Here is a 15239-nt window from a genome sequence, read left to right on the forward strand (position 1 = left end):
TTCCCTGCGAATTTGGATGGACGGTTTGCTCTTTCGACAGAGCATATGCCACGGTCACTATCGTGGTTCGTGAGCCGCTCGGCAAGCAACCTACAAACGACAACAAATGACAGCCGAGCGACGTATGCGCATTTTTCCACGCTTCCAGAAAAGATATGGCCCGGCAGGCCCTTGCGCGGCCCGCCGGCGCCGTCAGCCGGCCGCCGCCGCGGCCTCCCGCTCCGCCGCCGCCCGCACCATGGCGTTGCCGGCGGCCGCGGCGGCCGCCTGCTCGACCGGCCCGCCCAGCGTCTGGACGGCGACGGTGGTCGCGTTGGCGAACTCGATGCCGGCCTCCGGCAGGGCGCGGATCATCCGCTTGATCGCCTCGCGCTGGATCACGGTCGGCTTGTTCGGCTTCACTGTGAACTTGAAGCGGCAGACCAGCGCATTGTCGGTGATGTCGGTGACGCCCTGCAGCTTGAGCGGCAGCAGGAACTCGTCCTTCATCTCCGGATCCTGCAGCATCTCCAGGCCGATCTTCTTGACCACCTTGCGCAGCTTCTCCACGTCGGTGTTGCGGACGAAGCGCAGGTTGAACTTCATCGTCGACCAGTCGCGGCTGTAATTGGTGATCTGCCCGAGCTGGCCGAAGGGAATGGTGTGCACCGGCCCGTTCTGGTGGCGCAGGCGGAGCGAGCGCAGGGTGAAGCCTTCGACCGTGCCCTTGGCCTTGCCGCAGTCTATATACTCGCCGACGCGGAAGGCGTCGTCGACGAGGTAGAACACGCCGGAGACGATGTCGCGCACCAGGGTCTGGCTGCCGAAGGAGATGGCGAGGCCCGCGATCGAGGCGCCGGCGATCAGCGGGGTGATATTGACCCCGAGCTGCGACAGGCTGGTCAGCACCGCCAGGATGCAGATCAGCACCAGGAAGGCGACGCGCAGCACCGGCATCAGCGTGGCCAGGCGCGAGCCGGCGGAGGCGGTGGGATCATCGCCGGACTGGCCGGGCATGAGGGGCCTGGCGATGGCGCTGTGGCGGTCGGTGAAGAACTTGACCACCTGCCAGGCGCAATAGGCGCCGAACAGGGTGAGGCCGGCGGCGCGGGCCGAGCGGGCGAGCGCGCCGTAGCCTTCCATGTCCATCATGCCGCTCGCATCGACCAGCCAGGCGCGGGCCAGCAGCACGACGGCCCCGATCAGGATGGCGACGCGCAGGCAGCGCACCACCGCCTCGATGATGCGATGCCTGATATGGCCGACCGCCTGGTCCGCATCGCGCCCCATCAGCCGGCCGGCCTTGTCGAGCAGCGTCTCCAGGAGCAGCAGGCCGATCAGGATGTCCATGCTCAGCGCCACGGCTTCCCGGATGGCCATCTGGTCGGTGATCGCGCCGTAGGCGCGGGCAAGGCCGAGCGCCACGAAGACGGGGATGGCGATGACCAGCCAGCCGCGGGCCAGGACGGCCTGGACCGGCCCCGGCTGCCCGTTGCGCGACAGGCCGCGGAACCAGCGCGCCACCGGCTCGCGCAGCGCCACCGCGGCCCGGATGAACGCGGCCGGCACCAGCACGGCGTCGATCAGCTCGGCCAGGGCGACGGCCTCGTCCGGTGCCTTGGCGGCGATCAGGATGCGCACCACGTCGTGAAGGATCAGCACCAGGGCGATGACCCCACCGATCCAAAGGTAGATCGCAGCCGTGTCGGCATCGTCGAGCTCGGCCAGCCGGGCGGGCGGCAGGGACGGCCTGAGGGCGACGTGGAACACCAGCATGGCCAGGCGCCAGGCGAAGATGGTGGTGAGCACGAGATAGGCGAAACGGTCCTGGGGCACCACGTCGCGGAACCAGACGGCGACGAAGCCGTAGCTCACCAGCCAGACGGCGCCGAGGCCGAGCCCGTCGAGCCCGGCGATCGCGGCCAGCCGGCCGAGGCCCGCCGGGCCCGCGATGCCGGCGGCGAGGCGGCGGCGCAGCGGCGTGGTGGCCGCCCGCATCGCCGCCTCCGCCCCGAGCGCGCAGCCGGCCGCCAGCACCAGCATGACGAGGAAGACGAGGACCGGGCGACCGTTGTTCATGTCGGCCACGAAGTAGCCGGGGATGCGGCCGAGATGATCGAGCAGATCGGGATAGGCCGCGAGGATCGAGCGCGTGCGCGCGATGAAGTCGACGAACATCTTGTCGGTCGGCTGGTCATTGCCCATCGTCGCCATCGGCGGGGCGTCGGCCGGCTTGGGGGCGGTCTTGGCGGGCGGGGCGGCCGCCGGCGCGGGTCCGGCCGGCTTGGCCGCCGGCGCTTCCGTCGCGAGCTTCTCGGCCACGGCCTTGGTGATCTCGCCGACCAGCGTGTCGAACTGCTGCTGGGTCAGCGGCGGAGGCGGCGATGCCGGGGTCTGCGCGGCGACGGCGTGGGGAAGCGCGACGAGGAGCATCACGACCAGGACGCGGTACAGACGGCCCATTGTCTCCCCCTGAGCAGGTTCTCCCGAACCTGCCTGCACTTTGCAATCCGAGCAACTTGTCGCGGCTTCGGCCACTATAGCGAGTGGACCACGCCGCCGCCAATCGGGGACGGCAGGGCGCTTGGCTTGCGCGCCCGTCCGTGGGAGAGAGCCCGCAGGAATCCGGACCCGTCCCATGAGCCGACTCGACAGCTTCATCCGCCGCGTCACCGCCCAGCGCGACGTCCTCGACCATGTCTGCGCCGTGGTGGCGAGGCTGGAAGGGCCGGTGCTGGAGCTCGGGCTCGGCAACGGCCGCACCTACGACCACCTGCGCGAGCGCCTGCCCGGCCGGCGGATCCTCGCCTTCGACCGGGCGCTGGTCGCCCATCGCGGCTCCGCCCCGCCGGAGGGCGACCTCGTCATCGGCGAGATCCGCGACACCGCCGCCGCCTTTGCCGGCATCGGCGCGGCGCTGGTCCATGCCGACATCGAGACCGGCTATGCCGAGATCGACGGGGAGACCGCGCTCTGGCTGCCCAGCGTCGCCGCGGCGGCGCTGGCGCAGGGCGGCCTGGTCGCCAGCGGCCTCGCCCTGCACCATCCCGACCTCGCCGGCCTGCCGCTGCCGCCCGAGGTGCCGGCGGAGCGCTACTTCATCTATATCAGGCGCTGAGCCGCGGGCGGCGCAGCCTCAGTGATAGGGGTCGGCCGCATCGCGCAATCCGTCGCCGAAGAAGTTGAAGGCGAGGACGACCAGGATCACCGGGACCATCGGGATCATCAGCCAGGGATAGATGTCGACGGCGGCGAGATTCTGCGCCTCGTTGAGCAGCACGCCCCAGCTCGTCACCGGCGGGCGCAGGCCGAGGCCGAGGAAGGACAGCGCCGTCTCGCCCAGGATCATCGCCGGAATCGACAGCGTGGCGCTGGCGATGAGGTGGCTCATGAAGTTCGGGATGAGGTGGCGGCCGATGATGCGCGCCCGCGAGGCGCCCATCAGCTCGGCGGCGTGGACATAGTCCTCCGAGCGCAGCGATTTCAGCTTCGAGCGCACCGCCAGCGCCAGTCCCGGCCAGTCCAGCAGGCCGAGGATGATGGTGATGCCGAAGAACACCAGGATCGGGCTCCAGTTCGGCGGCAGAGCCGCCGACAGGGCGAGCCACAGCGGCAGCTCCGGCAGGGACCGCAGCACCTCGATCAGGCGCATGACCGCGCTGTCGACCCAGCCGCCGACATAGCCGGCGAGGCCCCCGAGCGTCAGGCCGATGACGAAGGACACGAGGATGCCGACCAGCCCCACCGTCAGCGAGATGCGGGCGCCGTAGATGATGCGCGAGAACAGGTCCCGGCCGAGCTTGTCGGTGCCGAACAGGAACATGGTGCCGCCCTCGGGCGCGCACATCAGGTGGAAGTCCAGCCGCACGCCGCCCCAGAAGTGATAGCGCTCGCCCCGGCAGAAGAAGCGCAGCGCCTGCGGCTTGCTCTTGTCGACGATGTAGGTGCGCTGGAACCTCTCGAGGTCGAACTTGAACGTGTAGGGATAGACGTGCGGCCAGGTGATCTGGCCCTGATGGAACAGATGCACCGCCTGCGGCGGCGCGTAGATGAAATCGCCGTGGCGCTTGCTCAGCGGATAGGGCGCCAGGATCTCGACGAAGGGCAGGCTGAGATAGAGCGCCAGCAGGAAGCCGGCGGCCACGAGCGCCACGCGGTTCCGGCGGAACTTCCACCAGATCAGCGTCAGCGACGAGGCGCGGTAGAACTTCTCCTCCGCCGCCGACATCTCCTTGGAGACATGCGGGTCGAAGGGCGCGGGATTGGCGTAGTGGCCCGCGGCGAGCGGCGTGACGTCGGTCATGGGATCAGCCATGCTGGCCGAGGCGGATGCGCGGATCGAGCACGGCCAGCGCCAGGTCGGCGATCAGCATGCCGACCACGGTGAGCGCCGCCACGAACATCAGGATGAAGCCGGCGAGGTACTGGTCCTGCACCTTCAGCGCCTGCAGCAGGATCGGCCCGACCGTGGGCAGGCTGAGCACCAGCGACACCAGCACCGAGCCGGAGACGATGTGCGGCAGGATGTTGCCGATATCGGCGACGAAGGGGTTGAGCGCGATCCGGAACGGGTATTTCAGGAGCGCCCGCGTCGGCGGCAGGCCCTTGGCCTTGGCGGTGACGGTGTATTGCTTGTTGAGCTCGTCGAGCAGGTTGGCGCGCATGCGCCGGATCATGCCCGCGGTGCCGGCGAGGCCGATGACGACCACCGGCACGACGAGGTGGCTGAGGACCGAGCCGAGCTTGGCCATCGACATCGGCTGGTCGGCATAGACCGGGTCCATCATGCCGCCGATCGAGATGCCGAACCAGCGGTTGAGATAGAACAGCAGGGCCAGGGCGAGGAGGAAGCTCGGCGTCGCCAGCCCGATATAGCCCAGGAACGTGATGACGTGGCTGCCGACCGAGTTGCGGTGCGTCGCCGAATAGATGGCGATCGGGATCGCCACGACGTGGATGAAGATCACCGTCGCCAGGTTGATCAGGAGCGTCATGCCGAGCGCGGCGCCCACCACCTCGCTCACCGGGACGTCATACTCGAACGACTGGCCCCAGTCGCCCTGCAGCAGGCCGGAAAAGCCGCTGGGCTTGGGCCAGATGCCGACCCAGGTCGCGTATTGATACCAGATCGGCTTGTCGAGCCCGTACTGGGCCCGCAGCATGTCGGCCTTGGCCGCGCTGGCCGGATCGCCCTGCGAGCGCAGCTCGTCGAGCCGGTTGGTGAGATAGTCGCCGGGCGGCAGCTTGATGATGACGAAGATCAGCATCGAGATGACCAGCAGCGTCACGGCCATCGTCACCAGGCGGCGCAGGACGTAGATGATCATTGCGAAGCGCTTTGGTCGGACTGATCGTCGAAGTAGAATTCGTCGATGTGGTAGGCGCCGAGCATGGCCGTGGGCTCCCAGGAAAACACCGCCTTGGCCGGCACGTTCTTCAGGTGCTCGGCGACGACCACCGGCTGGATGCTGCCGGCGACCGTGCCGATCACCCACTGGTTCTCCGCGTGCAGGCGCAGCATCTCGGTCCAGGCGTGGGCCTTGGCCGACAGGTCGCTGGAGGTCAGCCACTGGTCGTAGAGGTCCATCAGCTGCTTGGCCTCCGGCATGTCGGGGGCCTCGCCGACGCGTCCGCCGGTCTCGAAATATTGGCCCCATTTCGGCCAGGCGAAATTGTCCTGCCGGGTCAGGGCGAGCTCGCCCGGCGACATCAGCGCCGTCGGCAGCGCGTTGTCGAGCCCCTGGGAGGCCACCATCACCGTCTCGCCGGCAAACGAGCGCTGGCGCAGGTTCGACGCGTCCTGCGGCTTGATCACCAGCTCGACGCCGATATCGGCCCAGAACTCCGCCGTGATCTGCAGAGCGTCGATCAGGTCGGCCGCATCGCCGGCCACCTCGACCAGGATCTCCAGCGGCCGCCCGTCCGGCAGCAGCCGTGTGCCCGAGAGGTCACGCTTGGCGAGGCCGATGTCGTCGAGCATGGCATTGGCCCGTTCCGGGTCGAAGTCGGCCCAGGCCGTGCGGAAATCCGGCTGGTAGAGGGCGCTTTCGGGCATCACCGTGTCATTGCCCTCGATGCCGAGGCCAAACCACAGCGCGTTGTTCAGGGTGTGCCGGTCGATGCCCAGGGAGAGGGCGCGCCGGAAGCGGACGTCGCGCAGCAGCTTGCGCCAGACCGGGTCGTTGGTCGTCAGGTTGGGATAGAGCGCGAAGGCCGAGCCGCGGGCGATCGGCCAGAGCAGCGTGCGGTACTTGTGCCCCGCCTCGCCCTCCTTCAGCACCGGGACGTCGGCCATCGACAGGCCGCGGGCCTGGAGGTCGACCTCGCCGGCATTGGCCTTCGCCGCGAACAGACCCGCCGAGGCGATGTCGACCACGACCCGGTCGATATAGGGCAGCTGGTGCCCCTCCGGGTCGACCCGATGGAAATAGGGATTGCGCTCGAACACGAAGCGCTGGGCCGGCGCCTTGGTCACGACATACCAGGGATCGAGCACCGGCATGTCGACATTGCTCGCCTCGTAGGGATCCTCGAGCTTGTTGTGCAGCGCTGCCCAGGAGGTCGCCTTCTTCTTGGCCACCAGCGCCGCCAGCTGCTTGGGGTCGGCATATCTGGCGTGGAACTTCCTGAGATAATGCGCCGGCGAGTAGATGAAGATCGGCCGCGGCAGGGCGAGCGACGGCAGGAAACGCGGATTGGGCGTGTCCCAGCTGTAGCGGATGTGCCGGGCATCGAGGATCTCGACCTTGGGAAGCTTGCCGCCGGCGATGAACAGGTCGGGTGGCCCGGACGGCGACAATTCGCGATTGTTGGCGATGTCTTCCCAGTAGTAGCGGAAGTCCTCGGTGGTGAACGGCGCCCCGTCCGACCAGCGATGCCCCTCGCGCAGGGTGAAGGTGAAGACCCGGTCGCCCTCGTTGTCGAACTTCTCCAGGACGTCGGGCTTGAGATTGAGATTCTCGTCATAGGTGACGAGCCGCGTATAGCCGTTGACCGTGACGTAGCGCAGGTCCCGCGCCTTGGCGGCCAGCATGCGCAGCTGGCCGCCATAGCGCCCGATCGTGCGCTTGCGGTCGAGCATGTCGGAGACCAGCGGCGTCTTCGGCAGGCGCTGCGCCACCGGCTCGAGCTTGCCCGCGGCGACGTCCTTGGCGAGCGAGGGCGGCTCGATGAACTTCGGACCGTCCGCCCGCACCGGCAGGGCCAGCAGGCAGAGCCCGACGGCGGCGGACAGTCCCAGGCGGACGAGCATGCTCATGCGATCGCCATCCTTCGGGGTTCGGCCGCCACGGCTTCGCCCACGCGCACCCAGTGGCCGGGCACCACCTCGACCATCGCCGGGGGCGGGCCCTCGGGGTGGATCGTGTAGGGCTCGGGCCAGCGTGCCGGATCGGAATAGGCCGCGTCGCGGATGACGGCGAAATCGAGCGGGCGGTTGATGTCCGGCTCCGGGATCGCCGCGAGCAGGGCCTTGGTGTAGGGGTGCTGCGGGGCGCGGAACAGCAGGTCGCGCGGCGCCTGCTCGACGATATGGCCGCGGCACATCACGGCGATCTCGCTGGCCATGTAGTCGACCACGGCCAGATTGTGCGAGACGAACAGCAGCGAGATGCCGAGCGCTTTCTGCAGATCCTTCAGCAGGTTGAGGATCTGGGCCTGCACCGAGACGTCGAGCGCCGAGGTCGGCTCGTCGCACAGGATCACCGAGGGCGACAGCGCCAGGGCGCGCGCCAGGCCGATGCGCTGGCGCTCGCCGCCGGAGAAGGAATGGGGATAACGGCGCAGGTAGCGCGGGTCGAGGCCGACCAGGTCGAGCAGCGCCTTCACCCGCTGGTGCCGCCGGTCGGCATCGCCGATGCCGTGGATGATCAGCGGCTCCGACAGGATGTCGTAGACGGTCATGCGCGGGTTGAGGCTGGAGAACGGGTCCTGGAACACGAACTGGACCGTGCGGCGATAGGCCTTCAGCGCCTCGGCATCGAGCGCGAACACGTCGCGCGGGCCGCTGCCGTCGTCGAAGCGCACGTGGCCCTCGTCCGGCTTCACCGCGCGCATGACGATGCGGGCGAGCGTGGTCTTGCCGGAGCCGGATTCGCCGACCAGGCCCACCGTGGCGCCGGCCTTGATCGACAGGCTCGCCCGCGACAGCGCCGTGATCGTCTCGCGCCGTCCGGACCACAGGCCGGCCCGCATGGTGAAGACCTTGGAGACGCCGGCGATCTCCAGCACGGGCCGTCCCTTGGCCGGGCCGGCGGTCTCGCAGCCGGCCGAATACATCTCGATGCCGGAAACCTTGATCTCGCGCAGCGGCGTCAGCCGCTCGGCCTGCGGCATGTCGAAATGCGGCACGGCCCGGATCAGCGCCTTGAGATAGGGATGCTGGGGCCGCAGGAAGATGTCGTCGCGCCGGCCGCGCTCCATCACCTCGCCGCGATACATCACCAGGACGTCGTCGGCCATGTTGGCGACCACGCCGAGGTCGTGGGTGATCAGCATCACCGCCGTGCCCTTCTCCGCCTGCACGTCGCGGATCAGGGCCAGGATCTGCGCCTGGGTGGTGACGTCGAGCGCGGTGGTCGGCTCGTCGGCGATCAGGAGGGCGGGCTTGCAGATCAGAGCCATGGCGATCATGGCGCGCTGGCGCATGCCGCCGGAAAGCTCGAAGGGATAGGTGGTGAGCATGCGCTTGGGCTTGTGGAAGCCGACATGCCCGAACAGCTTGACCGCGCGCTCCTCCGCCTCCCTGCGGCTGACCTTGGCGTGCAGCCGCAGCGCCTCGGTGACCTGATCGCCGACGGTGTGCACCGGCGACAGCGAGGTCATCGGCTCCTGGAAGATCATGGCGATGCGCCCGCCGCGGATGGCGCGCATCGCCTCCCCGTTCGGATCGAGCCTGGCGATGTCGACCGGCGCGCCGCCGAGCGGGTCGCGGAAGACGATCGAGCCGCCGGTGATCCGCGCCCGCTTCGACAGGATGCCGAGGATCGCCTGGGCCGTGACGGACTTGCCCGAGCCGGACTCCCCGACCACGGCGAAGGTGCGGCCGGGCATCAGGTCGAAGCTGACCGAGCGCACGGCGTGCACGAGCCCGGCGTCGCCGTCGAAATCGACGCTGAGATCACGCACGCTCAGCAGAGGCTCGGTGCCCAAACGCTCGCCCTCGTCCACCAACCGGATGCAGCGGCGTCGCACGGGACGCCCGCCGCGCCTTCCGGCACCGGCCGCCCCGTACAACCCCAAAGGCATGACAGGAATGCGAAGAGCCGCGCCCGTCGTTCCCGCCTGCCCCCTTGTTCTACGCTAACCCTAATCGTGCCAAAGTCGATGTTCCAGCACGATTTAGACTCGCTCTCGGCCCTCCGGGTTCCCGAACAGCGTCGAGGCCGGGGCGAAATGCACGGCCGGGCTGCCGGCGAGGTGCTGCAGCAGCCGCTCGACGAAGCCCCATAGCCAGGCGTCGTGGACGAGGTGATGGGTGAGAAGGCCGAGCGGCTCCTGCGCCCCGGCGGCGAGGCGCTCGATCTCGGCGGCGAGGCGATCGACCAGCCCCGCCTCCTCGGCGAGGCCGCGATCGCCCTTCCAGTCGATCGGGTCGAGATGGGTGTTGGCCAGCGCGAGGCCGGCAGCCGAGGCGCCGGGGCGCGGCCCGTGCACGGACAGCCCGGCGAAGCCGAGGCCGGCGAGGCGCGGCACCAGGGCGGGATCGATGCGGTTCCAGGGCGGCACCAGCACCGGCAGGCAGCGCCTGCCGAACAGGCGAACGAGACGCCGCAGCCCCTCGGCGAGCTCGGCCGCCATGGCAGCGGGATCGCGATGGCCGAACTCCTGCCTCTTCGCACCCGCCGGCGCGTGGTTGCGGTGGCTGTAGCCGTGGACGAGCACGCTCGCCAGCGGCTCGTCCTGCAGCCGCCCGGCCAGGGCCGGCTCGGCCGATGCCGGGATCACCGCCAGGGCCAGCGGCACGCCGTGGCGGCGCGAGAGCGCCAGCAGCCGGTCGAGCGCCGGGCCGGGCGCGACCGCGTCGTCGTCGCGCCACCAGATCCGCACCGCCCGCTGCGCCGCCGCGGCATGGGCCAGGGCCCGGTCGAGCCGCGACCAGGCCGCAAGGCGCGCCTCGCGGCGCCCGGCCGCGGCCTCGACGGCCCGCACGCTGCCGGCGATGCCGCCGAGATCGAGGCCCGGCCCCGCCGGCCGCGGCCGCTCCAGGGCCTCCGCCACCGCCCGCGCCAGGGCCTCCGGCGACAGGTCCGCCTCGGGCACGATCCCGGCGACGCCGCGCGCGGCGAAACGCCCGGCCCGCAGCCGCTGCTCGGCCTCGTTGCCCTGCTCGAAGGGCACGAGCACCGCCGGGGTGCGGGCCTGGGCGAGGTCGATCATGGTGTTGTAGCCGGCCTGGCTCACCGAGACGGCGGCCCGGGCCAGCAGCGCCGGGAAATCGGCGCGCGCCCGCTCCACCGTGACCTGCGGGCCGGCGCGGGCCGCCAGTGCCTCGAGGGCCGCGGCCGGCACGCCGTGCCCGACGAGGATGCGCCAGCGCCACGGCCCGGCCAGCAGGGCGGCAGCGCCGAGCGCCGCCTCGAACAGGGGCAGGCCGGCGGCGCTGCCGCCGCCGGAGACCAGGATCTCGGCCCTGTCGCTCTCGTCCGCGGCGGCCGGCGCGGCGCCCTCGGCGACATAGCCGGTATAGACGAGCCGGCGTTCCAGGCCCGGGCTCACCGGCCAGGAGGCTGCGAGCGGCGTCACCGCGGCGTCGCCGTGCACCATGACGCCGTGGTAGAAGCGGCCCAGCACCGCCTCCGCCTCGACGACGCGCTCGGGCTTGGACGGCGGATTGAGGATGTCGCGGATCGAGGCCAGCACCGCCGGCGGGCGCGGCCGCGCCGCGGCCGCCGCGAGCAGGGCCTGAAATTCGGCCGCGAGCTGCCGCCGCCCGAACGGGAAGGTCTCGGTGACGACGACGTCGGGATCGGCCTCTTCGAGCGCGGCGAGCAGCCGGGCGATGCGGGCCTGGCGCCGCGCCTCGCCGATCGGCTGCCCGTCGTCGTCCAGCAGGGTGCGGAAGTCGACGCCGCGGCACTGCACCGCCGGCAGCTGCACCAGGGTCAGGCCCTCGGTCGAGACCAGCGGCGCCGCCCGCCCGCCGCTGACCAGGGTGACGCGGTGCCCGGCCGCGGCGAGGCCGCGCCCCAGCGCCGCGGCGCGGGTGAGGTGGCCGACGCCGAGGAGATGGGTGACGGCGACGAGGACGGAGACGCTCATGCGCCGCTCCGGCGGCCGAGCAGGTCGCCCAGCAGGGCATCGCAGGCTGCGGCGGCGCTGTCGAGCGAGCGCTGCGTGCGAACGAAAGCGCGGGCCGCGGCGCCGAGCCGCCGGCGCAGAGCCGCATCGGCGCAGAGCCGCCCGACGGCGGCGGCGTAGGCGCCGGCATCGCCGGGACTGGTCAGCACACCGGTCTCGCCGTCAAGGACGACCGCACCGACCCCTCCGAAATCGCCGGCGACCGCCGGCAGGCCATGCAGACCTGCCTCGAGGAACACCATGCCGAAAGCCTCGTTCACTGCCGGCCAGAGCAGCAGGTCGGCGTCACAGTAGAACCGGCCGAGCGCGGCGCGGTCCTCGATCAGCCCGTGCAGCCGGACCCGCTGGCCGAAGCGGGCGAACAGGGCCTCGACCTCGGGCCGCGCCGGCCCGTCGCCGACGATGTCGAGCCGCCAGTCCGTCGCCTTGATCTGCGCCAAAGCCTCGGCGAGCAGGCGATAGGAGGCGAGCTTGTCGCCCGGGCGCATCATCGCCACGGTGAGGAAGCGCAGCCCCCCGTCCTCGCTCCGCGCAGGCGCCGTCATGGCGGTCGGCCAGTCGGCCTCGTCGAGGAAGGGTGGCAGCAGCGCCAGGCGCTGGTGCGCCGGCCGCGCCGCCTCCAGGGCCGGCCGGTCGCGCGGATTGAGGATCAGGATCAGGTCGGCAGCGTCGAGGGCCGCTTCCGCCTGGGCGTGGCCGAGGGCCCAGGGCCCCCCGGCGCGCTTGGACGCGCGCGAGCCCTCGGCGACGACATAGGGGATGGCCAGGGCGCGGGCGACGCGCGGGCCGATCAGGTCCGGCGCCTTGTAATAGACATGATAGGTGAACCAGAGCGCCGGCCGCTCGGCCGCCGGGCGGGCGCGATAGGCCTCCACCAGGCGCGCCGCCTCCCGGTCGGCCTCGACGATCCGGGCGACGGCGCCGGCCGGATCACCCTTGCCGTCGTAGCTCCTCAGCCGCGAGGCGAGCTCGGGCCGCCCGCCGCAGCGCCCGATCAGCCGCAGCATCAGCCGCGCCATCTCCCGGTCGCCGGACGGCGTCGCATGGTCCGGCGGCTTCAGCGGCGCGTAGAAGGCGACGGGGAAGCCGGCGCTCATGGCGCGGCGGCGGCCAGGCTCTCGTCGAACTTGGCGACGAGCGTGGCGATGCCGGCCCCGAAGGAAAAGCCGCTCTGCAGGCGCTCCAGCGCGGAGACGCCGAGCGCGGCGCGCCGGGCGGGGTCGCGGATCAGCGCTTCCAGGGCAGCCGCCAACGCTGCGACGTCGCCGGGCGGCACCAGCACGCCGTCGCGGCCCTCGCGCACGAATTCCGGCACGCCGGCAAAGCGCGTCGACAGGATCGGCAGGGCCTGCGTCGCCGCCTCCATGATCACGTTGGGCAGTCCGTCGCGGTCGCCCGCCTCGCCCTCCCGGCACGGCAGCGCGAACAGGTCGGCCGCCTGCAGGGCCTCGATGACCGCCTGCTGCGGCAGGCCGCCGCGCCAGGTGATGCGGTCGGCGAGGCCGAGGCGCCGCGCCTGCTCCTTCAGCGAAGGCAGGAGCTCGCCCGAGCCGATATGGGTGAAGCGCCACGCGAGGTCCGCCGGCAGCCGCGCCAGCGCCTCCAGGAGGTCGCCGAAGCCCTTCTTGGCCACGGCGCGGCCGACGGCAACGATCGCCACCGCGCGCTCCGCGCCGCTGCCGTCCGCGTCCGCCCGCCGCTGCGGCGGCTCCGGGAAGCGCGAGAGGTCGAGGCCGTGATAGACCAGCGACACTTTCTCCGGCTCCAGGTCGGGCGAAAGGCGCCGCAGCGTCTCGCAGCCAACGCAGGTGCAGGTCACGCCCCAGGCGCTGTCGGCGATCTTCTCGCGCTTCTCCCAGTCCGTCGTGGTCCAGATGTCCTTGGCGTGGGCGGAGAAGCTGAAGGTCCGGCCGGTCAGGAGCGCCGCATAGCGGGCGACCGAGGCCGGCGTGTGGAGGTAGTGCACGTGGACATGGCGGACCGCATCGGAGAGCTCGTGGGCGAGGACCAGCGCCTGGCCGAGCCGGCGGCCGCGGTTCGGGGTGGGGTCGCGCAGGACGTCCTTCCAGAACACGGCGAGCACGCGGCGCAGCCGCGGCCGGCGGAGCGCCGCCCAGGCCCCCTTCAGCACCCGCCACGGCGCCTGGTAGAGATATTCGGGCAGGTAGTGCACCGGCGCGGCGATGCGCAGGTGCATCTCGTGCACCGCGCCGTCGGTCGGGCGGCGCAGCGACCAGATCTCCAGTGCCAGCCCGGCCTGCTCCAGCCCCAGCAGCTCCTGGGCGATGAAGGTCTCGGACAGGCGCGGATAGCCCTTCACCACCACCGCGATCCGGGGCTGGCCCGGCGGGGCCTGCGTCATTCGCCGGCCACCTTGCCCAGCACCTCGATCGGCGCGAGCCGTTCGCCGGCCTGGAACCAGGCCGTGGTCAGGCGCTCGATCTGGTTGAGGCCGTCGAGCAGCTGCGGCAGGAAGGCCCGGGAGGGCAGCGGCTGCGTCGGCAGGTCGTGGATGGCCCGCGCCATCTCCATCGGGTCGCGCGCCGCGCCCGGATCGAGATTGGCGCCGTCGAGCTGGCGCAGGAGGCCGAGGCGGGCGGCATGCTCGGCCCGGATCGACTGCTCGAGGCGCGGGCTCTTGCGCGGCACGATCAGGGCGCGCTTGTCGAGCGACAGGATCTCGCAGAACGTGTTGTAGCCGCCCATCGAGATCACCGACGTCGCCTTGCTCATCAGGTGCTCGATCTTGGCATCGAAGGTGATGGCGTCGACATTGGGCAGGCGCGCCACCCGCTCCATGAACGGGCCGCGCCGGTCGCGCGCCACGAACGGGCCGAACACGATCAGCGCCGGCATGGCGATGCTCGGGTCGGCCTCGTAGGCCGACAGCACCCAGTCGATCAGCTCGTGGCCGTCGCCGCCGCCGCCCGTCGTCACCAGCACGAAGGGGCCGCGGGTCAGGCGGGGATAGCGCACCAGGTTGGGCGGCGGCGGCACCTCGCGCCGGAGATAGCCGGTGTAGACGATGCGCCGGGTCATGTCCTCGGGCAGCGGCAGGCCGGCCAGCGGCTCGTAGATCTCCCTCAGCCCGTAGACCCAGATATCGTTGTAATACTGGATCAGCGCATCGACCGCGCCCTTGCGTTCCCATTCCGGCACCAGCACCGCCGGATCGTCCATCACGTCGCGGATGCCCAGCACGATGCGCGCGCCCTGGGCCCGGAGCTCGTCCAGCGCCGGGATCAGCTCGCCGCGAAAGCCCGTCGGCTCCTTGTCGACGATGACGAGGTCGGGGCGCAGCGTGCGCGCCGTCTGCAGGATGATCGCCTCGCGCATCGCCACCGCCTCGTCCAGCGGCAGGTTGAGGCTGAGGGTGGTGTAGTCGCCGTTCGGCAGCTTCACCACGCCCGGCACCCGGACATAGTCGACGCCGTCGCCGAACTCGAAGCTGCCGATGATCGGCGAGCCGGAGATGATCACCACCGAGGCGCTCGGATCGGCCTGCACCAGCCGGTTGGCGATGGCGCGCGAGCGCCTGAGATGCCCGAGCCCGAACGTGTCGTGGCTGTAGATCAGCACGCGCGGCGGGCGCTTCTCGCGCCCATGCCGCGGCCCGCCCCCTCCGGTGAGATAGTGCAACATGCCTCAATGATCTCCGAAGTGTCGCACCAGGTAGAGCAAGCCGTCGCGGATGGAATGCCGTTCGGATCAGTCGACGTCGGGCAGGATCGCGTTGCGGGGACGAGGACTAGCCGGAGCGCGAGGCAGGGCTGTGTCGGTCCCGCGGTCTTTTGCCGGTCGCGGCGGGGCAGCGCCGCGGCCGTGCGGCCGTGCCGGCGCCGGTTGGATGGCCGGGGCGCCTGGACGAGAGGGAGTGCGGCTGAACTGCACCGTCACGAAAGGCCCCGACCGGTTCGAGCAAGGGCCACCGGCCCACCGAGCCTGCGCGGCCGGCCGGTGAC

At 71.1% G+C, this 15239-nt stretch carries 10 protein-coding genes; 1 reads left to right on the forward strand and 9 read right to left on the reverse strand.

The window, feature by feature from the left end; genetic code table 11:
• Positions 1-192: 192 nt before the first annotated feature.
• Entirely contained in the window at positions 193-2442 is a 2250-nt protein-coding gene (locus tag QO011_RS00180; protein WP_307266172.1) for a mechanosensitive ion channel family protein, read from the reverse strand.
• A gap of 175 nt (positions 2443-2617) precedes the next feature.
• Between QO011_RS00180 and QO011_RS00185 the strand changes: the two genes are divergently transcribed.
• Positions 2618-3097, forward strand: coding sequence for a class I SAM-dependent methyltransferase (locus QO011_RS00185; RefSeq protein ID WP_307266175.1), 480 nt, complete (start codon positions 2618-2620; stop codon positions 3095-3097).
• An 18-nt stretch (positions 3098-3115) separates the two neighbouring features.
• Here the strand turns inward: QO011_RS00185 and QO011_RS00190 are convergent, their stop codons facing one another.
• The 8 genes from QO011_RS00190 to QO011_RS00225 all read right to left on the reverse strand — a co-directional run bounded on the left by QO011_RS00190 (position 3116) and on the right by QO011_RS00225 (position 14919).
• Entirely contained in the window at positions 3116-4282 is a 1167-nt protein-coding gene (locus QO011_RS00190; protein WP_307266177.1) for an ABC transporter permease, read from the reverse strand.
• A 4-nt stretch (positions 4283-4286) separates the two neighbouring features.
• Positions 4287-5306: an ABC transporter permease gene (locus tag QO011_RS00195; RefSeq protein ID WP_307266180.1), complete on the reverse strand. Its 1020-nt coding sequence runs from the start codon at positions 5304-5306 to the stop codon at positions 4287-4289.
• Complete coding sequence (locus QO011_RS00200) at positions 5303-7237, reverse strand: ABC transporter substrate-binding protein (protein WP_307266183.1); 1935 nt, start codon at positions 7235-7237, stop codon at positions 5303-5305. Before QO011_RS00200 ends, QO011_RS00195 begins: the two co-directional genes overlap by 4 nt.
• The gene (locus QO011_RS00205) at positions 7234-9105 is read right to left on the reverse strand and encodes an ABC transporter ATP-binding protein (protein ID WP_307266187.1); all 1872 of its coding nucleotides are present in this window, start codon (positions 9103-9105) and stop codon (positions 7234-7236) included. Before QO011_RS00205 ends, QO011_RS00200 begins: the two co-directional genes overlap by 4 nt.
• Positions 9106-9318: 213 nt before the next feature.
• Positions 9319-11238, reverse strand: a complete 1920-nt coding sequence (locus QO011_RS00210; RefSeq protein WP_307266189.1) for a glycosyltransferase — start codon at positions 11236-11238, stop codon at positions 9319-9321.
• Positions 11235-12374 carry a glycosyltransferase family 4 protein gene (locus tag QO011_RS00215; protein ID WP_307266192.1) on the reverse strand — a complete coding sequence of 380 codons (1140 nt, stop codon included), beginning with the start codon at positions 12372-12374 and terminating at the stop codon, positions 11235-11237. Before QO011_RS00215 ends, QO011_RS00210 begins: the two co-directional genes overlap by 4 nt.
• On the reverse strand, positions 12371-13639 hold the full coding sequence (locus tag QO011_RS00220; RefSeq protein ID WP_307266195.1) for a glycosyltransferase family 4 protein: 1269 nt from the start codon (positions 13637-13639) through the stop codon (positions 12371-12373). Before QO011_RS00220 ends, QO011_RS00215 begins: the two co-directional genes overlap by 4 nt.
• A complete protein-coding gene (locus tag QO011_RS00225; RefSeq protein WP_307266197.1) occupies positions 13636-14919 on the reverse strand; it encodes a glycosyltransferase family protein in 1284 nt (427 codons plus the stop codon). Before QO011_RS00225 ends, QO011_RS00220 begins: the two co-directional genes overlap by 4 nt.
• Between the last annotated feature and the right edge of the window lie 320 nt (positions 14920-15239).

This window comes from Labrys wisconsinensis (assembly GCF_030814995.1).
GTDB classification, from domain to species: domain Bacteria; phylum Pseudomonadota; class Alphaproteobacteria; order Rhizobiales; family Labraceae; genus Labrys; species Labrys wisconsinensis.